The 26,070-nt window shown below is 71.9% G+C and carries 19 protein-coding genes, 1 tRNA gene and 1 pseudogene; 13 read left to right on the forward strand and 8 right to left on the reverse strand.

From position 1 onward, the window contains the following. Positions 1 to 49 precede the first annotated feature (49 nt). Positions 50 to 460, forward strand: a complete 411-nt coding sequence (locus DQ392_RS27335; protein ID WP_425470628.1) for a peptidase inhibitor family I36 protein — start codon at positions 50 to 52, stop codon at positions 458 to 460. Positions 461 to 614: 154 nt separating this feature from the next. Here DQ392_RS27335 and aceE read toward each other — a convergent pair whose 3' ends face one another. Then, positions 615 to 3,365: a pyruvate dehydrogenase (acetyl-transferring), homodimeric type gene (gene aceE / locus DQ392_RS27340; protein ID WP_114018371.1), complete on the reverse strand. Its 2,751-nt coding sequence runs from the start codon at positions 3,363 to 3,365 to the stop codon at positions 615 to 617. A gap of 507 nt (positions 3,366 to 3,872) precedes the next feature. Between aceE and DQ392_RS27345 the strand changes: the two genes are divergently transcribed. The 6 genes from DQ392_RS27345 to DQ392_RS27370 all read left to right on the forward strand — a co-directional run bounded on the left by DQ392_RS27345 (position 3,873) and on the right by DQ392_RS27370 (position 9,821). Next, a complete protein-coding gene (locus tag DQ392_RS27345; protein ID WP_114018372.1) occupies positions 3,873 to 4,310 on the forward strand; it encodes a DUF3052 domain-containing protein in 438 nt (145 codons plus the stop codon). Positions 4,311 to 5,515: 1,205 nt separating this feature from the next. Then, positions 5,516 to 5,974: a peroxiredoxin gene (locus DQ392_RS27350; protein WP_114018373.1), complete on the forward strand. Its 459-nt coding sequence runs from the start codon at positions 5,516 to 5,518 to the stop codon at positions 5,972 to 5,974. Between the two features lie 206 nt (positions 5,975 to 6,180). Then, positions 6,181 to 6,756: a TerD family protein gene (locus DQ392_RS27355; RefSeq protein ID WP_114018374.1), complete on the forward strand. Its 576-nt coding sequence runs from the start codon at positions 6,181 to 6,183 to the stop codon at positions 6,754 to 6,756. A 308-nt stretch (positions 6,757 to 7,064) separates the two neighbouring features. Then, the gene (locus DQ392_RS27360) at positions 7,065 to 7,643 is read left to right on the forward strand and encodes a TerD family protein (RefSeq protein ID WP_114018375.1); all 579 of its coding nucleotides are present in this window, start codon (positions 7,065 to 7,067) and stop codon (positions 7,641 to 7,643) included. A gap of 135 nt (positions 7,644 to 7,778) precedes the next feature. Beyond that, on the forward strand, positions 7,779 to 8,933 hold the full coding sequence (locus DQ392_RS27365; RefSeq protein ID WP_114018376.1) for a DUF475 domain-containing protein: 1,155 nt from the start codon (positions 7,779 to 7,781) through the stop codon (positions 8,931 to 8,933). Positions 8,934 to 9,062: 129 nt separating this feature from the next. Further along, the gene (locus DQ392_RS27370; protein ID WP_114018377.1) at positions 9,063 to 9,821 is read left to right on the forward strand and encodes a TerD family protein; all 759 of its coding nucleotides are present in this window, start codon (positions 9,063 to 9,065) and stop codon (positions 9,819 to 9,821) included. Positions 9,822 to 9,965: 144 nt separating this feature from the next. Here DQ392_RS27370 and DQ392_RS27375 read toward each other — a convergent pair whose 3' ends face one another. Next, entirely contained in the window at positions 9,966 to 11,213 is a 1,248-nt protein-coding gene (locus DQ392_RS27375) for a TerD family protein (RefSeq protein ID WP_114018378.1), read from the reverse strand. Positions 11,214 to 11,444: 231 nt separating this feature from the next. Between DQ392_RS27375 and DQ392_RS27380 the strand changes: the two genes are divergently transcribed. The 3 genes from DQ392_RS27380 to DQ392_RS27390 all read left to right on the forward strand — a co-directional run bounded on the left by DQ392_RS27380 (position 11,445) and on the right by DQ392_RS27390 (position 15,948). Next, on the forward strand, positions 11,445 to 12,611 hold the full coding sequence (locus DQ392_RS27380) for an HpcH/HpaI aldolase/citrate lyase family protein (RefSeq protein WP_114018379.1): 1,167 nt from the start codon (positions 11,445 to 11,447) through the stop codon (positions 12,609 to 12,611). 26 nt (positions 12,612 to 12,637) lie between these two features. Continuing rightward, positions 12,638 to 15,112 (forward strand): phosphoribosyltransferase, encoded by a 2,475-nt coding sequence (locus DQ392_RS27385; RefSeq protein ID WP_114018657.1) that lies wholly within the window; start codon positions 12,638 to 12,640, stop codon positions 15,110 to 15,112. Between the two features lie 74 nt (positions 15,113 to 15,186). Next, complete coding sequence (locus DQ392_RS27390; RefSeq protein ID WP_245982093.1) at positions 15,187 to 15,948, forward strand: HAD family hydrolase; 762 nt, start codon at positions 15,187 to 15,189, stop codon at positions 15,946 to 15,948. A 75-nt stretch (positions 15,949 to 16,023) separates the two neighbouring features. Here DQ392_RS27390 and DQ392_RS27395 read toward each other — a convergent pair whose 3' ends face one another. Together DQ392_RS27395 and DQ392_RS27400 are read right to left on the reverse strand one after the other, a co-directional pair. After that, a complete protein-coding gene (locus tag DQ392_RS27395) occupies positions 16,024 to 16,674 on the reverse strand; it encodes a DUF4383 domain-containing protein (RefSeq protein WP_114018658.1) in 651 nt (216 codons plus the stop codon). A gap of 210 nt (positions 16,675 to 16,884) precedes the next feature. Further along, positions 16,885 to 18,141: a coiled-coil domain-containing protein gene (locus DQ392_RS27400; RefSeq protein WP_425470629.1), complete on the reverse strand. Its 1,257-nt coding sequence runs from the start codon at positions 18,139 to 18,141 to the stop codon at positions 16,885 to 16,887. A gap of 174 nt (positions 18,142 to 18,315) precedes the next feature. Between DQ392_RS27400 and DQ392_RS27405 the strand changes: the two genes are divergently transcribed. Continuing rightward, a tRNA-Val gene (locus DQ392_RS27405) sits at positions 18,316 to 18,387 on the forward strand. Between the two features lie 624 nt (positions 18,388 to 19,011). Here the strand turns inward: DQ392_RS27405 and DQ392_RS27415 are convergent. Further along, positions 19,012 to 19,476: a hypothetical protein gene (locus tag DQ392_RS27415; RefSeq protein WP_114018383.1), complete on the reverse strand. Its 465-nt coding sequence runs from the start codon at positions 19,474 to 19,476 to the stop codon at positions 19,012 to 19,014. Positions 19,477 to 20,486: 1,010 nt separating this feature from the next. Between DQ392_RS27415 and DQ392_RS27425 the strand changes: the two are divergent. Next, a pseudogene (locus tag DQ392_RS27425) lies at positions 20,487 to 20,707 on the forward strand (mycothiol transferase); the annotation flags it as partial. Between the two features lie 367 nt (positions 20,708 to 21,074). Here DQ392_RS27425 and DQ392_RS36025 read toward each other — a convergent pair. After that, entirely contained in the window at positions 21,075 to 22,049 is a 975-nt protein-coding gene (locus tag DQ392_RS36025; RefSeq protein WP_114018385.1) for a DedA family protein, read from the reverse strand. A 181-nt stretch (positions 22,050 to 22,230) separates the two neighbouring features. On the opposite strand from DQ392_RS36025, the gene DQ392_RS36300 reads away from it, so the two are divergent. Next, positions 22,231 to 23,244, forward strand: a complete 1,014-nt coding sequence (locus DQ392_RS36300) for a superoxide dismutase family protein (RefSeq protein WP_425470614.1) — start codon at positions 22,231 to 22,233, stop codon at positions 23,242 to 23,244. A 96-nt stretch (positions 23,245 to 23,340) separates the two neighbouring features. On the opposite strand, the gene DQ392_RS27440 is transcribed toward DQ392_RS36300, so the two are convergent. Together DQ392_RS27440 and DQ392_RS27445 are read right to left on the reverse strand one after the other, a co-directional pair. Continuing rightward, a complete protein-coding gene (locus DQ392_RS27440; RefSeq protein WP_114018387.1) occupies positions 23,341 to 25,059 on the reverse strand; it encodes an alkaline phosphatase D family protein in 1,719 nt (572 codons plus the stop codon). Positions 25,060 to 25,260: 201 nt separating this feature from the next. Further along, on the reverse strand, positions 25,261 to 25,941 hold the full coding sequence (locus tag DQ392_RS27445; RefSeq protein WP_114018388.1) for an HNH endonuclease family protein: 681 nt from the start codon (positions 25,939 to 25,941) through the stop codon (positions 25,261 to 25,263). Positions 25,942 to 26,070: the final 129 nt, after the last annotated feature.

The following is a 26,070-nucleotide window of genomic DNA, read 5'->3' on the forward strand; positions in this document are numbered from 1 at the left end:
GCGCAGCCCGCGCGGCGGGGGCCGCAGCGCCAAGGCGGGGGCGGGAGCCGTGGCGGTGGCCGCGCTCGCCACGGCCGCGCTCGCGGTCGCGGCACAGCCGGTCGGTGCCGAGCCGGCCGCCGCCGAGACGGCCGGGGCCCGGCAGGCCGCGGCGCAGGACCGGGCGGACGCGGGGCCCGAGCTGGGCAAGTGCGGGACGGGAGAGCTGTGCCTGTGGGAGCGGGCCCGGTTCAAGGGCAAGCCGCGCACCTTCGAGCTACGCGGAGTCGACATCGAGAGCTGTACGCCGGTGCCCGGCGGGGCCGCGGTCGAGTCGGCGGCCAACCGCACCGGCCGCCCGGTCACGCTCTACCAGAGTGAGGAGTGCGCGGAGACGGCGGAGTTCGACACCTACCCGTCCGGCTCCTGGACGCCAGAGCTGTCCTACAAGGCCCGTGCGTTCAAGGTGTGGGAGCACTGAGATGCACACCGCGCGCGAGGCTCCCGGCGCGGCCCTTGGCGCGGCGCCCGACGCGGCGTTCGGCGGAACGGCTGGGCGCGGTCCCGCCAGGGAGCGCGCCCAGCCCCGAGGCCGGTGCGGGAAGCCGGCCGGCTTCCCGCACCGCGCGGCGGACTCAGGCGTCGCCGCCCGCTGTGCCCGGGTCGGCCGACGCCACCTCGAGCAGGTCATAGCGGTCGATCGCCTGCTTGAGGGCGGAGCGGTCCACCTTCCCCTCCCTGGCCAGCTCGGTCAGCACCCCGAGCACGATCGACTGCGCGTCGATGTGGAAGAAGCGCCGGGCGGCGCCCCGCGTGTCGGCGAATCCGAAGCCGTCCGCGCCCAGCGACTGGTAGGTGCCCGGCACCCAGCGGGCGATCTGGTCGGGCACGGCCCGCATCCAGTCGGAGACCGCCACCTTGGGGCCTTCCGCCCCCTGGAGCTTGCGCGTGACGTAGGGGACGCGCTGCTCCTCCTCCTCCGGGTTCAGCAGGTTGTGCTCTTCGACCGCCACGGCCTCGCGCCGCAGCTCGTTCCAGGAGGTCGCCGACCACACGTCGGCCTTCACGTCCCACTCGTCGGCGAGGAGACGCTGCGCCTCCAGCGCCCACGGCAGCGCCACCCCGGAGGCGAGGATCTGCGCGGAGTGGGTCCCCCGCTCGCCCGCCTGGTACCGGTAGAGGCCCTTGAGGATGCCCTCGGTGTCCACGTTCTCGGGCTCGGCCGGCTGCCGGAGGGGCTCGTTGTAGACGGTGAGGTAGTAGAAGACGTCCTCACCCTGCGGGTGCTCCTCGCTGGAGCCGTACATCCGCCGGAGCCCGTCCTGGACGATGTGGGCGATCTCGAAACCGAACGCCGGATCGTAGGCGACGACGGCCGGGTTCGTGGAGGCGAGCAGCTGCGAGTGGCCGTCGGCGTGCTGCAACCCCTCGCCGGTCAGCGTGGTGCGCCCGGCGGTGGCTCCCAGCACGAAGCCGCGCGCCAGCTGGTCGCCCATCTGCCAGAACTGGTCGCCGGTCCGCTGGAAACCGAACATCGAGTAGAAGACGTAGATCGGAATCAGCGGCTCGCCGTGGGTGGCATAGGCCGACCCGGCGGCGATGGCCGCGGCGATGCAGCCCGCCTCGGAGATGCCGTCGTGCAGCATCTGCCCGGTGGGCGACTCCTTGTAGGCGAGCAGCAGTTCGCGGTCCACGGACTCGTACAGCTGCCCGAGCGGGTTGTAGATCTTCGCCGAGGGGAAGAAGGAGTCCATCCCGAAGGTGCGGTACTCGTCGGGCGCGATCGGCACGAAGCGCCTGCCGACCTCCTTGTCCCGCATGAGGTCCTTCAACAGCCGTACGAACGCCATGGTCGTGGCGATCTCCTGCTGCCCGGACCCCTTCTTCAGCGTGGCGTAGGCCTTGTCGTCGGGAAGCTGGAGCGGTTTGGCCCGGTTGATCCGTGTCGGTACATAGCCGCCGCACTCCCGGCGGCGGTCGTGCATGTACTGGATTTCCTCCGAGTCCCGGCCCGGGTGGTAGTAGGGCGGCGCACCCGACTCCAGCTCCTTGTCGGGGATCGGCAGGTGCAGCCGGTCGCGGAAGTGCTTGAGGTCGTCGACCGTCAGCTTCTTCATCTGGTGCGTGGCGTTGCGGCCCTCGAAGTTGGGGCCCAGCGTCCAGCCCTTGATCGTCTGCGCCAGGATGACGGTCGGCTGCCCCTTGTGCTCGGCCGCGGCCTTGTAGGCGGCATAGACCTTGCGGTGGTCGTGTCCGCCACGGCCGAGGTGCAGCAACTGGTCGTCGGTCATGTTCTCCGCCATCGAGCGCAGCCGCTGGTCACCGCCGAAGAAGTGCTCGCGGATGTAGGCGCCGCTCTCGGTGGCGTAGGTCTGGAACTGCCCGTCCGGTGTGGTGTTCAGCTTGTTGACCAGCACACCGTCCCGGTCCTGCGCCAGCAGCGGGTCCCAGGAGCGGTCCCACACCAGCTTGATCACGTTCCAGCCTGCACCCCGGAAGTAGGACTCCAGCTCCTGGATCACCTTGCCGTTGCCGCGCACCGGCCCGTCGAGGCGCTGGAGGTTGCAGTTGATGACGAAGGTGAGGTTGTCCAGCCCCTCGCGGGCCGCCAGGGACAGCTGTCCGAGGGACTCGGGCTCGTCCATCTCGCCGTCCCCGAGGAAGGCCCACACCCGCGACTTGGAGGTGTCGGCGATGCCCCGTGCCTCCATGTAGCGGTTCATCCGCGCCTGGTGGATCGCCCCGATCGGGCCGAGGCCCATGGAGACGGTGGGGAACTCCCAGAAGTCCGGCATCAACCGCGGATGCGGATAGCTGGAGAGGCCGTGGGGCGCCTTGCTCTTCTCCTGCCGGAACCCGTCGAGCTGCGCCTCGGAGAGCCGGTCGAGCAGATAGGCGCGGGCGTAGATGCCGGGGGAGGCGTGCCCCTGGAAGAAGACCTGGTCGCCGCCGTCACCCTCGTCCTTGCCCCGGAAGAAGTGGTTGAAGCCCACGTCGTAGAGGGAGGCGGAGGAGGCGAAGGTGGCGATGTGTCCGCCCACCCCGATGCCGGGGCGCTGGGCGCGGGAGACCATCACGGCCGCGTTCCAGCGGGTCGCGTTCAGGACCTTCCGCTCGATCTCCTCGTTGCCGGGGAAGAACGGCTCGTCCTTGGTCGCGATGGTGTTGACGTAGTCCGTGCTGCGCATCTCCGGAACGGCCACGCGCTTCTCGCGGGCGCGTTCGATGAGCCGGAGCATGAGGTAGCGGGCGCGTTCCCGGCCTCGCTCGTCGACGGCGGCGTCGAGCGAGTCGAGCCATTCCCGGGTTTCTTCGGGGTCGAAATCCGGGACCTGGCTGGGAAGGCCGCCAATGATGATCGGGTTGCGATCGGATCCGGAAGCCACGCTGTTCCTTCGCTGTATCGGTCGTGTGGTGCTCTGCGAGCCGGGTGGCGGCGCACGCCGTGCCTTCCTGCCGGAGGGGGCCTCGCGCCGCCTCCATCGTGTACCGCCGGTGCTGTGACGTCATCTGTACCGAGAGGTAACCCGGCGGGTCCTGGGGCGGGCCGGCGGCCGGGTCGCGCTCGGGCGGCGAGGCGGTCAAACCGCAACCTTACGCCCATCGGGGATGCGGGCCCGCTCTCCGCTCCGACCACCCCAAACGTCCGTTCGGCCCCGGGTGCATCCCTACGGCTCCCCCGGCACAGCCGGGGCAAACCTGGCGGATCGCGGCGACCGCAATGTGGCCTGAACCACTCTCGATCAGGCATTGTGGGATGACACGTCAACGTTTGTGCGGGATCGACGGCCGGGTACTTGCGTGATCCGGCCCGCCCGTGTGGACTACGGCCCATGCTTCGCGTACGCGCGAGGCTCAACCCCATATTCGCGAGACATGACTGGAGGCAATCCGTGAGCGCGACCGCGGACCACGCGGAGGAGCGGACCAACCCCGCCGCAAGGCTGGGTTTCCAGCCCGGACAGGTGGTCCAGGAGATCGGCTACGACGACGACGTCGACCAGGAGCTCCGCGAGTCCATCGAGGAGAGCACCGGCACGGAGCTGGTCGACGAGGAGTACGACGATGTGGCCGACGCCGTGGTGCTGTGGTTCCGCGACGAGGACGGTGATCTGACGGACGCGCTGGTGGACGCGATCACGATGATCGACGAGGGCGCACCCGTCTGGCTGCTGACCCCGAAGACGGGGCGCGAGGGCTATGTCGAGCCCAGCGAGATCGGCGAGGCGTCCAAGACCGCGGGCCTGTCCCAGACCAAGAGCTTCAACGCGGCCAAGGACTGGACGGGCAGCCGCCTGGTCACCCCGAAGGGCGCTCCGAACAAGCGCTGAGCGACGGCGCGACAGCGCGCCGTCGCCGCGGGTATCCCGCCCCGTGCGTGTCCGTACACGCGGCCGGCCCCGGTGCGACTCGGACCCCTCCGAGCAACACCGGGGCCCGACCTGTGCTCGGGGCCCGACCTGTGCTCGGGGCCCGACCTGTGCTCGGGGCCGACCTGCGCCCGAAGCCCCACGACCCTCGGCGGTCTCGGGGCGGGATCCTTGCACCCGTCGGCCCCCGGCCAGGGCTTCGCTCCAAGGCTCCGCCCCGGCCCCGCCCCCTGGCCCCGCTTCTAAGCCTTGGCCCGCGCCCCTGAGGCTTGGCCCGCGCCCTCGACTTGGCTGTCGGTCCCGGCCCGCAGCCCGGGCGCCCGGGCTGCGCCTCTCGACCTTCGCCGCCGGCTCCGGCCCGGGCACCTGGCCCCGGCACCCGGTCCCGGCCCGGGCACTCGGCCACGATGCGTGGCCCTCGGTCGAGATTCCGGCTCCCCACCCCCAGCCCGGCTGGCGTCCGACTCACGTTCCCCACCCCCCACCTCCGGTCCATGGCCCCGACCACGGGTGTCACTCGCCCACCCTTGATGTCACCAGCCCCGGCTTCGGCGCCCCTGGCCCACCCGGGCCTTCCGGGCCCCCGACCCAGTCCGTCTCGGGCCGCCCCGGGCGCCAGCTGACCCCGGAGTGGGCGGTGCGGCTCGTCACCCTTCCCTGGGCGTCACCTGATCCCGGACCGGGCGGGCAGCCCGTCACCTTCCGTGGGCATCACCTGGCCCGGACTGGGCGGGGCCCGTCACCTGCCCTGGACGAAGCCTGGCCCACGGACTGGCGGGGGAAGCGATCCCCCCGACCCCCGGGGCATCAGCTGATCCCTGGCCCAGGTGGGCGGCCCGCTCCCCCCCCGGGGGGGTCACCGGGGCAGCGGCCCCGGTCCATCCCACGCGGGGTGGCGGCCCGATCCGACCCGGGGGCGGCGGCCCGACTCCGCCCCCAGCGGCAGCAAGGCCCCGCCCCGAGCGGCGAACAACGCCCCGCCGCGAGCGGCAGCAAGGCCCCGCCCCGGCGGCGGGCAAGCCCTGACCACGGGCGGCAGCCCGGCCCCGTCGCCGGGCTGCCGGGCTGCCGCCCCGCTGCACCGGCCCCTGACCGCCGCCCGGCGGTCAGGGGGCGGTGCATAGGGTGGGGGCATCTTTGTCCCGTCCACCGAAGGGAAAGTGCCAATGGCGATCGAGGCCGGCACCAAGGCCCCCGACATCGAGCTCAAGGACCAGCACGGCCAGGCCGTGCGGCTCTCGGACTTCCAGGGCAAGAAGAACGTCGTCTTGCTCTTCTACCCCTTCGCCTTCACCGGGGTGTGCACCGGTGAGCTGTGCGCCCTGCGGGATGAGCTGCCGCAGTTCGTCAACGACGAGGTGCAGCTGCTCGCGGTTTCTAACGACTCGCCCTTCGCGCTGCGTGTCTTCGCGGAGAAGGAGGGTCTGGAGTACCCGCTGCTGTCCGACTTCTGGCCGCACGGTGAGGCCTCGCGTGCCTATGGCGTCTTCGACGAGGAGAAGGGCTGCGCGGTGCGCGGCACCTTCGTCATCGACAAGGAGGGCGTCGTCCGCTGGACCGTGGTGAACGGTCTGCCCGACGCGCGGGACCTCAACGACTACGTCAAGGCTCTCGCAAGCCTCTGAGTACGCGTGTCACCGCACGCCATTGCCGTCCCGCCGCGCCGGGACGGCGCTTCCGGGCGCCCCCGGGGGGCCCGGTGCGACCCGGATCAGCTCTGTAAGAGGGCTGTGTCCCGGGGAACCGCTCACTAGGATCGAATCGTTGATCTGACGGCATCCGAAAACGGGGGCACGCAGTGCTCCTCACGAACAACTGACCAGGAGGACTCGTGGGAGTCAGCCTCAGCAAGGGCGGCAACGTCTCGCTGACCAAGGAGGCCCCGAACCTGACGGCGGTCATCGTCGGTCTGGGCTGGGACGCGCGTACGACGACCGGCGCCGATTTCGACCTCGACGCGAGCGCCCTGCTGACGAATCCGGAGGGCAAGGTCGGCAACGACCAGAACTTCGTGTTCTTCAACAATCTCAAGAGCCCCGACGGCTCGGTCGAGCACACCGGTGACAACCTCACCGGTGAGGGCGAAGGCGACGACGAGGTCATCAAGGTGAACCTCGCGGGAGTGCCCGCCGACGTCGACAAGATCGTCTTCCCCGTCTCGATCTACGAGGCGGAGAGCCGCCAGCAGAGTTTCGGCCAGGTGCGCAACGCCTACATCCGCGTCGTCAACCAGGCGGACAACAACGAGCTGGCGCGCTACGACCTCAGTGAGGACGCGTCGACCGAGACGGCCATGGTCTTCGGGGAGCTCTACCGGCACGGTGCCGAGTGGAAGTTCCGCGCCATCGGCCAGGGGTACGCCTCGGGTCTGCGCGGTATCGCGCAGGACTTCGGCGTGAACGTCTGAGGAACCCAGGGCGGGTACTCCGCGCCCCGCGGGCCCGAGCGTCGGGCCGGCGGGGCGCGCTGCCAGGGACCGGCAGCCACGGGCGCCGCAGGCTTCCGTAATCGGGAGGTGTGCGGCGCCCGGTGGTACGGACACACTGAGGGCACCGCGGTGCGCCGCTCCGGCCGCACGCGGACCGAGTGGCCCGGAGCGAGCCGGGAGGCGGAAGCGCCCATCCGGCCGTGGGCCGGGAGACGGATGAGCCGGCCGTGGGCCGGGAACGGGAGAGCCGGGGCTAGCCGGGAGAGCCGGGGAGAGGAACATCGAACATGAGCGTGACGCTCGCCAAGGGGGGAAACGTCTCCCTCTCGAAGGCCGCACCGAATCTGACCCAGGTCCAGATCGGTCTCGGCTGGAAGGCCCGTTCCACGACGGGTGCCGATTTCGACCTCGACGCGAGTGCGCTGTTGTGCTCGGGCGGCCGGGTCATGGGTGACGAGTACTTCATCTTCTACAACAACCTCAAGAGCCCCGAGGGCTCTGTGGAGCACACCGGCGACGAGTTGGTCGGTGGCACGGGCGGTGGGGACGACGAGACGGTCCTGGTGGACCTGTCGCTGGTCCCCGCCCAGGTCGACAAGGTGGTCTTCCCCGTCTCGATCTACGACGCGGAGAACCGGCACCAGACCTTCGGGCAGGTCACCGACGCCTACATCCGGGTCGTCAATCAGGCTGACGGCGTGGAGCTGGCCCGTTACGACCTGACGGAGGACGCGTCCTCGGAGACGGCGATGATCTTCGGGGAGCTCTATCGCTATAACGGAGAGTGGAAATTCCGTGCAGTCGGCCAGGGGTACGCCTCGGGGCTGCGGGGCATCGCTCTAGACTTCGGCGTCAATGTCGCCTGAGAGCCGCTGCTGTCTTCGGCGCTTCTGTCGTCTTTGACATCTCTGTCGTCTTCGGGCGTTTCTGCCGTCACCGTCGGCTCGGCCGTCATGGCGCTTTGTGAACATACGTAGACCGGATACCGGATTGGGAAGCCAGTGCTCCTGAAAACCTTTGGCTGGTCCTTCGGCGTGACAGCCGTCGGACTGGCCGCAGCGGCGTTCTTCTGGGGGTGGGAGGCGTTCGCCCTCGTGGCGATCCTGTCCATCCTGGAGATCTCGCTGTCGTTCGACAACGCGGTCGTCAACGCCGGCGTGCTGAAGAAGATGAACGCCTTCTGGCAGAAGATCTTCCTCACGGTCGGCATTCTTATCGCGGTATTCGGTATGCGGCTGGTCTTTCCGGTCATTATCGTCGCGATCACCGCCCAGGTGGGCCCGATCGAGGCCGTGCAGGTCGCGCTGGACAATCCGGACCGCTATGAGCAGCTGGTCACGGACGCGCATCCGGCCATCGCCGCGTTCGGCGGGATGTTCCTGCTGATGATCTTCCTGGACTTCATCTTCGACGAGCGCGAACACACGTGGATCAGCTGGCTGGAGCGTCCCCTCTCGCGGCTCGGGAAGGTCAACGGTCTCTCCGTCTGCATCGCGCTGATCGCGCTGCTGGTGGCCTCCACCACCCTGGCCACCGCAGCCCACCAGCACGCTGGCGCGCACGCCGACAAGTCCGGCACGGTGCTGCTGGCCGGTATCGCCGGTCTGATCACGTATCTGATCGTCGGCGGACTCTCGGGGCACTTCGAGGACAAGCTGGAGGAGGAAGAGGAGCGCGAGCAGGAAGAGGAGGAAGCGGCCAAGCGCGCGGGGAAGCAGCCGACGGCCGTGGGAATGGCCGGCAAGGCCGCCTTCTTCATGTTCCTCTACCTGGAGGTGCTGGACGCCTCGTTCTCCTTCGACGGGGTCATCGGCGCCTTCGCGGTCACCAACCACATCTTCTGGATGGCGCTCGGTCTGGGCATCGGCGCGATGTACGTCAGGTCGCTCACGGTCTACCTGGTGCGCCAGGGGACGCTGGACGACTACGTCTACCTGGAGCACGGCGCGCACTACGCCATCGGTGCCCTGTCCGTCATCCTGCTCGTCACCATCAAGTTCCAGATCAACGAGGTGATCACGGGTCTGGTCGGTGTCGTACTCATCGCCCTGTCGTTCTGGTCCTCGGTGCGGCGCAACCGTGCCATCGAGGCTGCTGGGGGAGAAGGCGGCGACGGGGACGAGAGCGAGCAATCCGAGGCCGCCTCACGCGTGTGACCGGCTGACGAACGAGGAACGCTCCCAGCGGGGCGGCTTCGCGGTGGTGCGGACCCTCTCGGGTCTCGCGGGCCCCGGAGCCGCCCCGTGGCGTGAGTGGGCGTTCCGAGCAGGAGTTGGGGGTGCGGGATGGTCTCCCTGTGGGAGAACTGGCGGCGCGGTGTGGGCATGTCCCGGCGCGGACCGAAGTTCGACACGGTCGGCGGTCCTTCGACGTACGCGGTGGAGCTGACCAAGCGGCACTCCGAGCTGTCGCTGACCAAGCAGGGTGCGGACAGCGGCAGCATGCGCGTCAACCTGTCGTGGCGGATGCGCAGTTCGGATCTGGACGGGCGCTCCCGGAGCAGGGGCTCGCTGCGCCATCCCCTGCGGGCACTGAGACCGCACGCCGTGCAGGGGCACACCCAGGGCGTCGTCAACGTCGACCTCGACCTGGCGTGCATGTACGAGTTGGTGGACGGCAGCAAGGGTGTCGTCCAGCCGCTCGGCAACTTCCTGGGGGACTGGAACGCGCCGCCTTACGTCAAGCTCACCGGTGACGACCGGTTCGGCTCGCCGTCGGGCGAGACCATCTACATCAACCTCGACCACAAGGACGAGATCAGGCGGTTGCTGTTCTTCGTCTACATCTACGACGGCACCCCGGCGTTCGACCGTACGCACGCCATCGTCTCGATCTTCCCCAGCAACGGCCCACGTGTGGAGGTCGGGCTGGACGAACGGGCGCCGCAGGCGCGTTCGTGTGCCGTGCTGCTGATGGAGAACGTCAAGGGGGAGCTGCGGGTGCGGCGCGAGGTGCGGTACGTCTACGGTTTCCAGGCCGAGCTGGACCGGCTCTACGGCTGGGGTCTCCAGTGGGGCCGGGGCTACAAGACGCAGAAGGTCTGAAGCGCGCGGGCGAACGGAGCACCTGCGAGGGGCCCCGGCCGGTACCGGCCGGGGCCCCTCGCGCGCTGGTGAGACCGTGCAGCACCGGGCCTCTCGCGCAACACGGCTGCCGTGGTGACGCCCACCCGCGTGCGGAGCGCCCCTCTAGTGCCGGGTGAGGAACTGCGGCCCCTGGGGCGGCAGTGCGAACGCCGGGTCGGGCTGCGGGTAACCGTAGGTGGGCTGCGGGTAACCGTACGCAGGCTGGGTCGTCGGAGGCTGCTGGGGCGGCTGAGGGTAGCCGTAGGCGGGCTGGTGGGCGGGCGGAGCCGGGATGGACTGGGCGCCCTGCGGACCGAACGGTGGGGCGCCCTGCGGCGGCAGGGGCGCCGTGACGGCCCCGGCCGCCACCCCGGCCGGGTCCGGCTGCGGGGTGGGCTGCGGCGGTTCGGGGGAGGGCGGCTGCGGTGGCGGGCCGGGCTCGGGCGCGGGTGCGGGCCCGGGGCCCGGCGTGGGCCCCGGCGGCGGGCCCGGGGGCACCGGGTCGGGACGGGGCCCGGGTCCGGGAGGTCCGGGCGGTGGCCCGGGCTCGGGTCGGGGCGACGGCTCGGGCTGCGGCTCGGGCGGCACCGGGTGCGGTGAAGGCTCGGGGTGCGGTTCGGGCGGCGGCTGGGGGACGGTGCCGCCGGGCGGCCGCAGGGTGAAGTCGTCGGCGCCGACGGTGTCGGCGCCCGGTACGTGGGCGACCGTGGCGTCCGGGTCGCGCTCGGGGCGCCGGGCCGTTCCCGGCGCGTTCTGCTCGGGGTTGTCCGTCTCGTCGACGGAGATGCCGAACTCCGTGGCGAGGCCGATCAGCCCCGTGTCGTAGCCCTGTCCGAGCGCCCGGAACTTCCATCCGTCGCCGCGCCGGTAGAGCTCACCGCAGACCATGGCCGTCTCCGCGCCGGTCTCCGGTTCGATGTCGAAGCGTGCCAGCAGCTGTGCGCCTGCCGTGCCGTTCATGTGCGCGCTCCCTCCCGTGCCCGCAGCGCTGTCCGCCGTGCCGTTCCGCGCCCCCGCGTCGTGCAGCAGCAGCCGCAGCTCGCGGACGGCGGCGAAGGTGCCGCCGTCCGCCGACGCGGCGAGCAGTACGCGCTCGACGGTCTCGTCCAAGGCCGCCAGGTCCGCCTCGACGGTGTCCCGCAGCCCCTCCGGCTCGCGCTTCTTGGCGAGGTGCCGTACCAGCCCCGAGGGGTGCCGGGGCTGGTTGTAGAAGACGAAGTCGTCGTCGGTTCTGACCCGGCCGTCCGCGCCCAGCAGCAGCGCCGAGGCATCGACGTCGGGTACGCCGGTGCCAGGCGCCCAGCAGAGCACGGCACGCACGGCCGTGGTCTCCAGCTGGATGTTCGAACCCTTCGTCATCGCGTGCGTCATGTCTTCATCCTGCCCCCGCAGGGACGGCCGCGACAACGCGGGACGGGCACCGGGCGGGGCTGCCACCCGTACGTGTCCGCGGTGCCCAGCGCTGAGCGGGGGAACTTCCGAGCGGTCCTCGTACGTACGATGAGCAGCCGTACGGCCACCGCGGCGGTCCGCGGGAGGAGAGATACGCCAGCCGGCTGCGGACGGCCGCGCGGCAAGCGAGATCGGCGAGACGGGGACTTCATGCGGCACTTCCGGCACCTGACGCCAGAGCGTCTCGGCGCCCTCTTCCACCGCCCACCGGCGGAGTTCACGGCCGACGCGCCCGTCGGCACCCTGGCGGTGGCGCTCGGTGCGACGCTCTACAGCCCGGCCACCCGCGAGGAGCTGGCCGACGACGTGCGCAAGCAGGCGGCCCGGGGCGTGGTCTCGATGGTGCTCTGCCTGGAGGACTCGATAGCCGACGCCGACGTTGTGCGGGCCGAGGAGAATCTGGTGCGCCAGCTGGGCGCGCTGGCCGAGGCGGGGGGCGGCGAGGAGCTGCCGCTGCTGTTCGTGCGGGTGCGGGCGGCGGAGCAGATCACCGGGCTGGTGCGCAGGCTGGGTCCCGCGGTGCGGCTGCTGTCGGGTTTCGTGCTGCCCAAGTTCACCGAGGACCACTCGGTGGCGTTCCTGGAGGCGCTCACCGAGGCCGAGGTCTCGTGCGGGCGGCGGCTGTTCGCGATGCCCGTCCTGGAGTCGCCGCAGCTGCTGCACAGGGAGACCCGGCCGGAGGCCCTGGCGGGCATCGCGCGCACGCTGGAGAAGTACCGCGAGCGGATCCTGGCACTGCGGCTGGGGGTCACCGACTTCTGCTCCGCCTACGGGCTGCGCCGCACCCCCGACATGACCGCTTACGACGTGCAGATCGTCGCCTCGGTCATCGGGGACGTGGTGAATGTGCTGGGCCGTGCCGACGGCACCGGGTTCACCGTCACCGGGCCCGTGTGGGAGTATTTCCGGCCACAGGAGAGAATGTTCAAGCCGCAGCTGAGGCAGAGTCCGTTCCGGAGCGGCCGCGCCGAGGAGATACGCACGGCGTTGATCGAGCACGACATGGACGGGCTGCTGCGCGAGATCGCCCTCGACCGCGCCAACGGCCTGCTCGGCAAGACCTGCATCCACCCCTCGCACGTGGCTCCCGTGCACGCGCTGTCGGTCGTCAGCCACGAGGAGTTCTGCGACGCGACCGACGTGCTGCGCCCTGAGCGCGGCGGAGGCGGAGTGCTGCGCTCCGCGTACACGAACAAGATGAACGAGGTGAAGCCGCACCGCGCCTGGGCCGAGCGCACACTGCTGCGCGGCGAGGTCTTCGGCGTGGCACGCGAGGGCGTGAGCTTCGTCGAGCTGCTGGCGGCGGGAGTCAAGTGAACGGAAACGCACCGGGTGACGGCGGCGTGCGCGGGCGGAGCGGGTGGGCCGCGGGAGCCGCGGGGTCCGCGTGGGACACAGACGCCGCTGTCTGGCCGGGCGACTGGGTGTCCGAACGGCTCGGCGTACGCCTGGACGAGGGGCTGCGGGGACTCCTGGGCCTCGCCCTGCGGCGCAACCCCAAGCGGGCGCACCTGCTGGTCTCGACCGTCCTGGGCAAGCACGTGCCGCAGCGGCCCGCGGCGGTCCTGGGAGCAGGACGCCGCCTGGGCGAACAGGTGCGCGCACTGCTCGGCGCCGACGAGGCCGCACGCTCCGCCGTCCTGGGCTTCGCGGAGACGGCAACCGGGCTCGGACTGACCGTCGCGCACACCATGGGCAGCCGCGTGGGCGCCCTGCATTCCACCCGGCGGGCCGTCCAGGGAGTGGGCCGGTTCGGCGGCTTCGAGGAGGAGCACAGCCACGCCACCTCACACCTGCTGCTTCCCCAGGATCCCGGGCAGCTGCGCACGGGCGGCCCGTTGGTACTGGTCGACGACGAGCTGTCCACCGGCAGGACGGTGCGCAACACCATCGCGGCGCTGCACGCCGCCGCGCCGCGCGCCCGGTACGTCGTCGCCGCCCTGGTCGACACCCGTGCCGAGGCGGACGTGGCGGCGCTGGAGAAGTGCGCCGCCGACCTGGGCGCCCGCGTCGACGTGGTGGCCCTCGCCTCGGGCGGCGTCGAGCTCCCCGACGACGTGCTGGCGCGTGGTCGCGCGCTGGTCGAGACCCACGGCGAAGCTCCCGCGGCGCCACCGCCGCCGGCCGGAGGAACGCTTGAGCGGGTGGAGCTCGGCTGGCCGGCGGAGCTGCCGGACGGCGGACGCCACGGCTTCGGCCCGCGCGAACAGATACGGCTCCAGGCGGCGCTGCCCGCCATGGCGGAGCGGGTGTGCTCCGCGCTCGCCCTCCCCAAGGCGTCCGGGGAGCCGCCCCGTGTCCTCTTCCTCGGCAACGAGGAACTGATGTACGCGCCGCTGCTCCTCGCCCGCGCGGTGGAGGAGCGCACCGCGGGGCGCGCCGAGATCCGCTTCTCGACCACGACCCGCTCGCCCGTCCTGGCCGTGGACGACCCCGGCTACGCGATCCGTACCGCGCTGCGCTTCCCCGCGCACGACACACCCCCGCAGGCCGGAGCGCAGGAGCGTTACGCCTACAACGTGGCGGGAGGGGGCTACGACGCCGTCGTCGCCGTCGTCGACAGCGAGGGCGACACCCCCGCGCTGCACGCGCCCGGCGGACTGCTGGACCAGCTCACCGGATGCGCGCCCACGGTGCTGCTGGCCGTCGTCCCGGCCCACGTCCCCTCCCCGCAGCCGCCGTCCCCGCCCACTCCGCTGTACGGGCCCGGCTTCTCCTCGTACGCGCCCCAGGACGTCGCCTGGCTGCTGCGCGACCTGTCGGACGTCGATCTCGAGGCGCCCACCGAGGAGCGCGAGGAGGCCATCCAGGCGGGCGGCGCCCACTACGCCGAGTCGCTCCCCGTCGAATACCAGCCCTCCGCCGCGTACCAGCGCCTCTTCCACAGCGCGCTGGAGACCTCGGCCGAGCGGCTGGCCCGCGCGGTCGGCACCGTGACCGAGACGGTGCTCGCCGAGCGCGGCCCCCGTCCGGTGCTGGTGTCGCTGGCGCGCGCCGGCACGCCCGTCGGCGTGCTGATGCGCCGCTGGGCACTGCACACACAAGGGCTGGAGCTGCCGCACTACGCCGTCTCGATCGTCCGGGGCCGCGGCATCGACGTCGGCGCGCTGGCCCACCTGGCCGCCCACCACGACCCGGCCGACGTCGTCTTCGTGGACGGCTGGACCGGCAAGGGCGCCATCACCAGGGAACTGGCCCAGGCGCTCGCCGCCCATCCCCGCTTCAACCCGGAGCCCGCCGTCCTCGCCGACCCCGGCTCCTGCGTGCGCACCTACGGCACCCGTGAGGACTTCCTCATCCCCTCGGCGTGCCTCAACTCGACCGTCTCGGGGCTGATATCGCGCACCGTGCTCCGCGCCGACCTGGTGGGCCCGCACGACTTCCACGGCGCCAAGTTCTATCGCCACCTGGCCGGAAATGACCTCTCGCAGCTGTTCGTGGACACCGTCGCCGAGCGCTTCGCCGACGTCCGCGAGGGCGTGCTGCGGGACGTGGCGGCCCTCGCCGCCGCCGACCGCACCCCCACCTGGGAGGGCTGGCGCGCCGTCGAACACATCAGCGAGGAGTACGGCATCGGCGACGTCAACCTGATCAAGCCGGGCGTCGGGGAGACGACCCGCGTACTGCTGCGCCGCGTCCCCTGGCGCGTACTGGCCCGCCGCGGCGCCGGCGCCGACCTCGACCACGTACGGCTCCTGGCCCGGCAGCGCGGCGTCCCCGTCGAGGAGACGGACGACCTGCCCTACACCTGCGTCGGGATCATCCACCCCCGCTACACGCGCGGTGCCACCGGCGCTGACGGAAAGGCCGCCAGGTGACGACGGACCGGGTGCTCGTCGCCAGCGACCTCGACCGCACCCTGATCTACTCCGCCCCCGCGCTGGAGCTGACCATGCCCGACCACCGGGCGCCCCGCCTGCTGTGCGTCGAGACGTACGAGCACAAGCCGCTCTCCTACATGACGCAGGAGGCGGCCGCACTGCTGGAGGACCTCGCCGGCCGCACCGTCTTCGTGCCCGCCACCACGCGTACCCCCGAGCAGTACCGCCGCATCCGGCTGCCAGGACCTTTGTCCCGCTTCGCCGTCTGCTCCAACGGAGGCCATCTCCTCGTCGACGGCCACAGCGACCCCGACTGGCGCGCCCACGTGCGCGCACAACTGGCCGCGTGCGCGCCGCTCGCGCAGGTGCGCGCGCACATGCTGCGGCAGGCACGGCCCGAGTGGTTGCTCAAGGAGAGGGTCGCCGACGACCTGTTCGCCTACCTCGTGGTCGAGCGCGCCCTGCTGCCCGACACCTGGGTCAAGGAGCTGGCCGACTGGGCGGGTCCGCACGGCTGGGGCGTCTCCCTCCAGGGCCGCAAGATCTACGCGGTGCCCCACCCGCTGACCAAGAGCGCCGCCGTGGCGGAGGCGGCCCGCAGGGCCGGTACCGAACGCGTCCACGCGGCCGGCGACTCGCTGCTGGACGCCGACCTCCTCCAGGCCGCCGACCTGGCCTGGCGTCCGGCACACGGCGAACTCGCCGACAGCGGCTGGCAGCTGCCGCACCTGCGGGTGCTGCCGCGGCGCGGCGTGCTGGCGGGCGAACAGATCCTGCGGGAGATGAAGGCAGCGGCGACGGCGGAAACGCAATCGCCCGCACCGCGTCCCTGAGGTGCGGGGCCGCCGAGGTGCTCGCGGGGCGGGCCGAGGAACTTTCGCGCACGGGCGAGGCGGCCCTGAGGCCGGTCACTCACGCGGACCGCGACCGTACCCCCGCCCGTCGACCGCCGCCTCCTGCGCGGCGGACGACGCCTCCGCCTCGGCCTCCGCGCCGGGGACGGGCGGCTCCTCCTCGCCGCCGTACAGCGAGGCACGGCGCCGCAGCTCCTCACCGCGTGCGCGCGCCCTCACCTGCCGCGCGCGCACGTCCCGGGCGCGCCGGACGCGTTCGTCCTGTTCCGGATGGCGCTGCTGCCAGTACGGGTTGTCGTGCGGCAGGGCGCTCCCCACCCGCCCGTACATCCCGAAGACGAGCAGCAGCAGCCCGACGACGAAGCTGAACAGCACGTTCTGCAACTCGAAAGCCAGCAGATTGAAGCCCGTCTCCAGCAGCGCCAGATTGACGAAGCCGCTGAGGACGAACAGACCACCGACAACGATGTTGAGGCTGGAGGCGAAGTTGCCGCCGCGCACCGTGCCGGAGAACAGCAGCAGCCCGACCAGGATCGACAGCACGCTGAGCGCGCCGTTCGTGTTGAGCCCGCCGACCTGGGCGCCGCCGGTGTCGAAGAAGCCGATGTTGTCGGTGAGGCCCAGGACACCGAAGGAGGTCAGTACCAGCCCCACCAGCCCGGCACCTGCCCGGTAGATCCGGCTGAGCCTGTGGTGCACGGGCATGTGCTCGTCGAGGATGCGGCGCCCGAGCGGCAGCCGGGGCAACCGGGACAGCCGGGGCGACCGGCGGCCGGAACGGGCGGGAGAAGCGGCCACGGGGGCCTCCTCGAAGCGGTCGGAGGCGCTCGGTACTCACCCTCCAGCATCCTCCCGTGGCGAGCCGGACTCAACACGGCGCCTGGTGACCGGACGACTCCGCACGGCCACCGGGGGTCAGCTGCCCGAGGCCCGCTCGTGCCGGATCCGCTCCACCACCTGCTGGACCGTCTCGCGCACCGCGTCCAGCTCCGTGAGCAGGTGCCAGTAGTCCGGGTGGCGGCCGCTCAGCGAGGCGACCGCGCGGTCCACCCGCTCCACCGCGTTGTCCAGCGGCTGCGCGTGCCGCGGGTCGGGCGTGCTGCGCCCGGCCATCGCGAGGCGCTGCGCGTCACGGATCGCGAAACGGGTCCGCTCGACCTCCTCGCTGTGGTCGAACGCGACCTCGTTGAGCCGCCGCAGCCGTTCCCCGGCGGCCTTGACCGCCTCATCGGTGGTGTTCAGCAGCGCCCGCACCGTCGAGAGCAGCGACGTGGCGTCGGGCCAGCGCTGCTCGGCCCGCGCGGTGCGGGCCTCGCCCAGCTTCTCGTTCGCCTGCCGCGCCGAGTGCTCGGCCTGCTGCGGCACGTTCTGCAGATCCTGCCAGCAGGCGACGCTGAAGCGGCGCCGCAGCTCGCTGAGGACCGGCTCCACCTGCCCCGCACGGGTCTGGAGCGCCTCCGTGCGGGTGCGCAGCGACGCCAGCCGCTTGTCGATGTCCGCCGCCTTCTGCGGCAGCCCCTCGGCCTCCGCGCGGATCGCCTCCGCCTCCCGTACGACCCGGTCGGCGCGCTGCAAGGTCTCCTGCACCCCGTGGGTGCCGGCGCCCTCGTTGAGCTTGGTCAGCTCGGGTGAGAGCGCCGCCAGCCGGGCCGCCAGCGCATCCGCCTTGAGACCTTGGGCCCGCACCGCGTCCAGCGCGTTGCTCGCGGCCAGCAGCCCCTGGCGGGCCCGCTCGATGGCGGGGGCCAGCCGGGCGAGCTGGTTCTCGGCCCGCGTCAGCAGGGATCCGAGGCCCTGTGCGAACCGGTCGAGCTCCCCCTTGACCCGCTCCAGCTCCTGCCGCGCCCGGTCCAGCTCGGCGCGGGCCCGGGAGGCCGCCGCGGCGTCGAGGTCGTCGCGGTCCAGATCGTGCGCGTCGACGGTGGTGATGTACGCGTGGCTGACGCTGTCGATGCGTCTGCCGAAGTCGGCGAAGTCCGCCGCGGCCTTGCGCCCCGCGGGGGAGGCGTCGACGGCGGTGATCGTCTCGATGGAGATGCGCAGGTCACGCTGGGCGGTGTCCAGCTCGTAGAAAGCGGCGGCCGCGGCGTCCTTCGCCGCCTGCGCCTCGGTCCGCGACTGCTCGGCACGGCCACTGCCCCAGCCCCAGCGGCGGGTACCGCCGCCGTTCATCGCCGCCACGCAACCTCTCCCCGTGTGTGCCGCTCGCTCATCGACCGATTGTCATTCTCCCACCCGAGGTCAACGAACACCCGAGTCGATTCGTTCACGGCCCCGCCCTCCCCGCCCCACCCCGTGTTTGCGCTGCCCACCGCCGGGCAGGGTACGCTGTCCTCCCACCACTCCGGGCGCATAGCTCAGCGGTAGAGCGCCTGCCTTACAAGCAGGATGTCACTGGTTCGATCCCAGTTGTGCCCACCGGTCCGAGAACAGGTCATAGCAGGACAGTAGCCCCTGTCGGGCGTACCGATAGGGGCCTTGTTCGTGATCAGGGCCCACATCCCACGGGTGCCGTGCGGCCGTCGCCGCAGGGACGTGACGGCTCCGAGCGAATGCGCGTACAGCCCCTCGGCGCCGTTTCCCGCCCTACCCGCGAGACGTGGTGCCGTCCCTCCCGGCGGATCAGCGGGAGCGGAGCGGGTATGCGGAGCGCATGATCTGGTTGAAGTGGATCGGATTAGCCGTTGCCTGGGGGATTTTCGCCGCCGTCGTGTCCCGGCTTTGGTACGACTCCTGGCAGGACTCCATCAGCATGGCCGTCACGATGGGCGTGGTACTGCTGGTCATCAGGTGGGTGGAGCAGCGGATCAGCCAGTCCGGGAAGTAGGCGGCCGCCGCCTGCGCTCTGCCCCGGTGCGGTGGCGGCAGCCTCCGGGCGCGCGACGGTTGCCGGAGAACCGGGGCTGCCCGACCTTGCCAGGCCGTGCGGGAGTCGGACACGCGCGGCCTGGTGGCACGGCGCGGTGCGCAGCGGTGATCGGGGCTTCCGCGGGTGTGGGCGGCCCCGCGGAGACGGGGTCTGGCGGGGCCGCGGTGAGGGGGTCAGTAGTTGCCGTTGGAGAGGATCTCGCCGCTGGCGTCGTAGACGGTGACGAGGCCGTTGTCGGAGTGTTTCCAGCTGGCGAAGGCGGTGGCGAGGAGTTTGCCGTCGCCGCTGTGCGGACCGGTGAGGCCGCCGGAGTAGTCGGTGTGGATCTCCGCCGCGTCCATGATGTCGTTCCGCTTGTCCGCGCCGGTGACACTGGTGATGTGCTTGGACGCCTCCTGCTGCGGCGCAGTGCCGTTCTTGGCTATGTGGGCCTTGAACTGGTCGGCCTGCGAGGCCGGCTTGGGGTTGTCGGCCTTTTCCGCCTTCGTGTCGTCCTTCGTGTCACCCTTCTCGGCGTTTTCGGCGGGGGCGACGGAGGTGGTGTCGGCGGCCTTGTCCTTGCTGCCCGCGTCGTCGTCCTGACCGCTGCCGGCGAAGGCGCCGACGACGATGAGCCCGGCGACGACGCCGAGTGTCACCTTGAGGCCGGTGCGCTTCTTCTCCGGTGGCGGTACGGGCTGGAACTGCCGCGGCGGCTGCCCCTGGTACGGCTGCTGCGGGAATGACGGCTGGGGCTGCTGACGGTCGTGCTGCGGGTACTGGTTTATGGCCCCCCTGAGAATGTGGATGCCGGATGCTATCCCGTGATGAGAGGGACACGTCAGTGCAGTGTCGGACTTGGTGTGTTGTGGTGGTACTCGTCAGTTCATGACGGAAAGCGGGGGAGTCACACGCGGGCCGCCGCAGTCTCGTTCGATGCGCCACAGACCGGTGTGGACGGTTGCCAGGGCCGCGAGGAAGGGACGGCCACCACGAGGGCGGTGAGCGCCGGCACGGTCGTCTCCGGCGCCGGCGGCGGGCGGGTTCGGGGCCATGGTTGGTCCCTTTCGGGGTAGTTGGCGTTCATGGCACAAAGACGTGTGATGGATCCCGGGGCCCGGGCGTGGCTTCATTCCCTCGACCGGTTCTTCGTGTGGGCCTGCCCTGTGCTGGCTGTCCTCGCGGTGGCCTGGGGCGTCGGAAACCTGGTGGTGGGGCAGCCCGTGCGTGCCGCCGTGTTCCAGTTCCTTCTGGCCGTGCTCCTGGTGGTCAACGGGTTCTCTGCCCGGACGCGACGTCGGCGCGACCGGCTCCCGGACGAGCGTCGATGAGCTTCCGGTGACTGGCCGAAGCCCGGTCAGCGGACCGGCACCCGGTCACGGGTTCACCACGTGGCCGTGCATGGCGGTGCGGCGGACCGAGTAGGGTCCGGCGGGCCGCGCGGCGTCGAGCAGCACGGAGCCCACCGGTGTGAGCGCGCCCCCTGCCGGTGAAGCGGGCGGACATCGGCGGCACCGGCATCGGCGGCCGGGCAGGGGCGACTTCGGACCGGCCGCTGTCAGTGGCGCCTGCCAGACTCGGGCGTTCACGACCAGGAAGGCGACGATGACCGGTACACCAGCACCGCTGCACCGCTCGCCTCGGTGGGACGACGACACCCGCCCCAACCGGTGACGTCGACGAAGCCTTCGCCGTCTGGCGGGCGGAGTGCGCGCGCTCCCGGCAGATCACTGCCGCTGCCGCGTCGTTGGACGCGACGGGGATCCGCAAGTGGACCGGCGCCCGATCTCGCTGCGGAGGATCCTGGTGGACATGATCGCTGAGTACGCCCGGCACATCGGGCATGCCGATCTCCTCCGCGAGCGCATCGACGGCTCCGCCGGATTGTGACCCGGGAGCGGGATGCCTTGTCCGGCACGGGACGCCTGCCCGGCACGGGAACGGTCACTTGCCGGTCAGGGGGAGGGGCGCCTCAGGGACAGGGAGGGGCGGTGTGACCGTCATCCGCTCGTGCCGCCGGAGTGGGGTACCGCCGTCGGGGCCGTGCCGCACGAGCCGTGGGGTCCCCTTGGCCGGGGCTCGCGCTCGCCGCGCCGGGGGATGACCCTGGCCCGGGAGAAGTCGTGATCCATCCGCACGTCTCCGTGCGGCTCGCGGCACTCATGGGCCGGATCGCACAAGCAGGGCAGACGGAGAGCCAGGGGAAGCTGTCCGGCCGAGGACCGCCGTTGGGGCGCGCCGCGGCGGCCGGGGGAGTTCACGCGGGAGCCGACGTCGCCGGGGCGGCGTTGGTGACACCCTCGCCGCCCACCACCGTCTCGCCCGCAGCCGCTTCGTGTGTCGTCGCCACGTCGTGCGTCACCGCATCGCTCGTCGCGGGCTCGCTCGCGACGCCGGGGAAGGCAGGGCCGGCGCCGGGGAAGCCGGGCACGGCGCCGGGGAAGCCGGGCAGCACGGCGTCGGGGACGCCGACCACGCGCATGGCGGGCAGGAACAGCGGCAGTACGGGGAACGTCGCGGGTCCTGGGAGCGTCGCGCCGGCTGCCGTCAGGGTCTGCTGGTCGACGGGTTTCGGCCCGGCGGCCTGTGCGGTGTGCGGTTCGCGCCGTATCAGGTAGGCGGCGAAGCCTCCGGCGAGGAACAGCGCGAGTACCGAGACGGCGGTACCGAGCCAACTGGTGCCCAGCCACTGGCCGCCCAGGTAGCCGAGTCCCACGCTGTAGGCGGCCCAGGCCACACCGGCCAGCGCCGACCACGGTACGAAGTCGCGGGCCCTGCGGTGTGCGGCGCCCGCGGACAGGCTGACGACGGAACGTCCGGCGGGGGCGAAGCGGGCGAGGATGACGAGGGTGCCGCCGCCCTTGGACAGCGCGCGGCCGAGCTGTTCCTGGGCCGAGGCGAGTTTGGGGGAGCGGGCGAGGGCGCGGTCGAAGCGGTCGCCGCCCCGCCAGGCGAGCCGCCAGGCGGCCAGGTCGCCGAGGACGGAGGCGCCCGCCGCGCACAGCACCAGCGACAGCACTTCCATCAGGTGGCCGCTCTGGGCGGCGTGCCGTGCGGCGGCGCTGGGCAGGTCGGCGGCGTCGGCCGCCGTGGTGCCAGCGGCCGCCGTGGCGGCGGTGATGACGAGCACGCCGCTGGGCAGGACGGGTACGAAGACGTCGAGCAGCACCGAGACGGCGATGACCGCGTAGATCCATGGGGATCCGGTCACCGACCCCAGGATGTCCGGCACTGTTGTCCCCGTTTCTCCCCTGCCCGGCTGTCGTCGGCTGGCGCGTTACCGCCGTACAGCGTACGCCCGGGTCCCCCGCTCAGGGCCGCTGGGTGGCCGTGGCGACGCCCTCGCACCGTGGCTGGTTACAGATGCACTGAATCAGACCATAGGACAACGTGAATCGGTGGAGGCCAGCACGATGAGGGCACGTATGCGCGCGGCGGGGGTGGGGGGAGTGGCCGCCGTCACCGTGGTGACGGCGCTGTTCGCGGGGAGCGAGCCGAGTTCCGCGAGCGAGGTACCCGCTGCCGGTAAGCCTCGGGGGCTCAAGGTCTTGCGGGATCTGTGGGGACCGGAAAACCGGGGGCCGGGGAACCGTGCGGATCTGGGGGGTTCGGAGGACCTCGGGGACGGCGAGGGGGCGCGGATCGTGCGGTCACTCCAGCAGGGCAAGGAGGTCGGCCTGCGGGACCTCAGCCTACGGCTGGGCTCGGGCACGGTGGAGATCGTCGGCAGAGAGGACTCGAGCGAGGAACCCAGCGAGGACCGCGGTGGAGACCGCGGCGAGAACTCCGGCGACGACCGCGGTGACGACCGCCGGAAGGGGGACGGCGGAGAGGGCCGGCTGACCCGGGAGCTGAGGGTGACCGACGGGCAGGGCGCGCACCGTGTCCTCCGGCTCGGCGGTAGGGGAGCCGGTGCCGCCGACCTGAGCGACCGGTCGGTCCTGGTGCGCTACGACCAGTTCTCCCCGGCCAACGCGTTCGTGCGCCCCGACGCGGTCACCTACGACCGTGCGAAGGTGCCGGCCGGGGCGCGTATCGGGGTCACCCGTACGGTCGCCGACGGGGCGACCAGCGTGCAGCTGGAGGTCGGCGGTCTGCCGAAGAACCGCACCTACGGGGCGCACGTCCACACCGAGCCGTGCGGTGCGGGGCCGGACGCGGCGGGCCCGCACTACCAGAACAAGAAGGATCCGGTGCGGCCCTCCACCGACCCGCGCTACGCCAACCCGCGCAACGAGGTGTGGCTGGATTTCACCACGAACGCGAAGGGTGAGGGGAAGGCCGTCTCGCGCCACGACTGGACCTTCCGTAAAGGGGAGGCGAGGTCGGTGGTGCTGCACGAGAGGGGCACGCGCACGGAAGCCGGTCACGCGGGGGAGGCGGGCGCCCGGCTCGCCTGCTTCACGGTGCCCCTGGCCGGGGGCTGACACGCCCCGCCTGACCCACTTCGCGCGGCGGTCCCGTGTGCCGCGCCGCGGCCCCCGCGCCGACCCTCCGGCGCAGGGGCTGTCCGCGTCAGCGCCTCAATCGCCCCTCCCGGCGCCCGGTTCGCTTCCGCTGAGCCGGCCGCTGAAGACCCGCTCCAGACCGGAGCGGGGTGTGCCGTCCGGCGCCGAGGTCGCGGCGCTCGCCCGGTCGAGCACGTAGGTGGCGTCTCTGCCGTGCATGGTGAGCGTCATCAGCATGTTGCCGAACCAGGGGCCGCCCGTGCGGCGCCAGCGGAAGGGGAGTTCCTCGACGCGCGCGTGCCGGATCAGCGCCTGTCCGAGCCTGCGGCCGATCCGGCTCCAGCCGAAGCGGAAGCCCGACCGCATGACGGCGGGGATGCTGTTGTGTATGGGTGAGCAGGTCAGCTGCGTCACCCGTGCGGGCCGGCCGCCTCCCGACACCTTGAGGTCGTCGAACTGGGGCTCGGTCACATAGGCGTGGTGCACGTCGCCCGACAGGACGCTGACGGAGGCGGGGGCCTCCTGGTCGGCGGCCACGCGCTGGATGAGCTCCGTCAGCGCGTGGAACGAACGGGGGAAGGCCGCCCAGTGCTCCAGGTCGGCGCGCTGCCGCAGCTTCTCGCTGAACCCGAGCCAGCGCGCGCCCCGGGCGCCGGAGCACAGTGCGGTGTTCCACGTCTCCAGCCCGTGCACGGCGGGTGGCAGGAGCCAGGGCAGTGAGCTGCCGAGTACCAGGTGGTCGACGGCTCCGGGGCCGCCGTCCAGTACCTGCTCGTGCAGCCAGTCCATCTCCTCGTCGTCGACCATCCGGCGTTCGGCCTCGGGCAGGACGCGGCCCGCACGGGTGTCGACCATCAGCAGCCGGACGCGGCCGAAGTCGCGGCGGTAGCTCCAGCGGGCCGCGGCAGGGTCGGCGTCGGCGCGCTCGGCGAACGCGCGCAGCGCCGGCGTGCCGTCCTCCGCGTGCCGTACGGCGGCGAAGACCGGGTTCTCGGCGAGCTCCGCCGGGGAGAGGTTGCCCAGGTGCTGGTAGACCCAGTAGGAGGTCAGCCCGCCCAGGATGCGCTCGCGCCACCAGTCGGTGGCGCGCATCTCGCGCTGCCACGCCTCGCTGGTGTTCCAGTCGTCGATCACATCGTGGTCGTCGAAGATCATGCAGCTGGGAACGGTGGACAGCAGCCAGCGCACCTCCGGGTCCAGCCAGGACTCGTAGTAGAGCTCGGTGTACTCCTCGTAGTCGGCCACCTGGTCCCACGGGGGTTTCTCCACGTCGCGCCGCTCGGCGAGCTTGGCGCGGACCCGCGCGGAGGTCTCGTCCGCGTAGACCTGGTCGCCCAGCAGGAGCAGGACGTCGGGCAGGGGACCGCCCGCGAGGGCCTGCTGCGCCAGTGCGTCCAGCGCGTCGGGGCCCACCGGGTCGTGCCGGGAGCCGGCCGGGCGGGCCGCCCAGCGGCAGGAGCCGAACGCTATCCGCAACGGCTCGGTCCCGCTGGGGGACGCCTCGGGCGGGGGAAGCGTGCGGATGGTGCTGGGCGGGTGGGCGGAGCCGGCCAGCGGCCACACTTCCCGGCCGTCCAGCGTGACGCGGTAGGGCGTCTCGCTGCCCGGCTCCAGGCCGACGACGGTGACCAGCGCGTAGTGGTGCCCTGCGACCTGCCAGGTACGCGCCGCGCCCCCCGCCGTGGAGCCCTCGCAGTGCACCTCGGCCTCGCAGGGGCCTTCGGTCTCCAGCCAGACCGTGGCGGTGTCCTGATCGACGTAGCGCAGCAGTGGGCCCAGTCGGAGGCCGGTCATGCCCTTCTCCCTTGCGTCCCTCGTGCCCGTCGCGCCGCACGGCACGCCCTGGTGGGCGGTGCCGTACCGCGCGCCGCACCGGCGTCGTCGTGCCGGCGGCGCCGTACGGTGCGGGCTTTCGACCCGCACCGTACGGAACGAGGGAGCACTCCGACCAGTTTCCTGGCCGGATCCCGTCCTGCCCGCGAGCGGGCAGGACGGTCAGCAGGTCGCCAGTGCCTTCTTCAGGGCAGCCTTCTCCGGGGCGTCGGCCGTCATGTCGTAGGTGTGCTTGACCCAGACCCACATCCGCGCGTACTCGCAGTGGTAGCCGGAGGAGGGCGGCATCCACTCGGCGGGGTCCTGGTCGCTCTTCTCCTGGTTCACGTTGTCGGTGACGGCGAGGAGCTGGGCGATCTTGAGATTGTTGGCCAGTTCCTGGCGCTTGTCCTGGGTCCAGTCGGAGGCTCCGGAGCGCCACGCCTCGGCGAGCGGGACGACGTGGTCGATGTCCAGGTCGGACGGCTCGGTCCACTTCTCGCCGTCGTAGGGGCTGGTCCACGAGCCCTTCGTCGGGTAGCAGTCGCTGCCGGTCTCGACGCCCTCGCCGTCCCGCTTGAGGACGGCCTCCCGGGTGTTGCAGCTGTCACCCTGGTCGATCCAGTGGGGGAATTTCTCGCGCGAGTAGCCGTCCATGGAGCCCTCGTCCGCCTCGGTGAGGTCCCCGAGCATCGTGGTGGCTTCCTCGGCGCTCGGCGGGGCGGGGGGCTCGGCGGCGGCGGGGGAGGCGCCCAGCGTGAGGCCGACCAGCAGGGCGGAGACGACCGCCGCGAGGGCGGCGAGGAGGGCCGACCAGCGTCGACGCGCGTAGAGGCGGCGGCCTGTGCGGTGTTCGTGCGGCATGCGAACTCCCTGTGTGTGGGGGGAAGTTGAGCAACGGTGCCGAATCGTGGGGCGGATGGTGTCGGTGGTGCGGTTCACAGCGTGACGGTCGTGTGCACGTCACTTCAAGAGCCTGCCCGGGAAAGCTCT

Source organism: Streptomyces reniochalinae (assembly GCF_003323735.1).
Classification (GTDB): Bacteria; Actinomycetota; Actinomycetes; order Streptomycetales; family Streptomycetaceae; genus Streptomyces; species Streptomyces reniochalinae.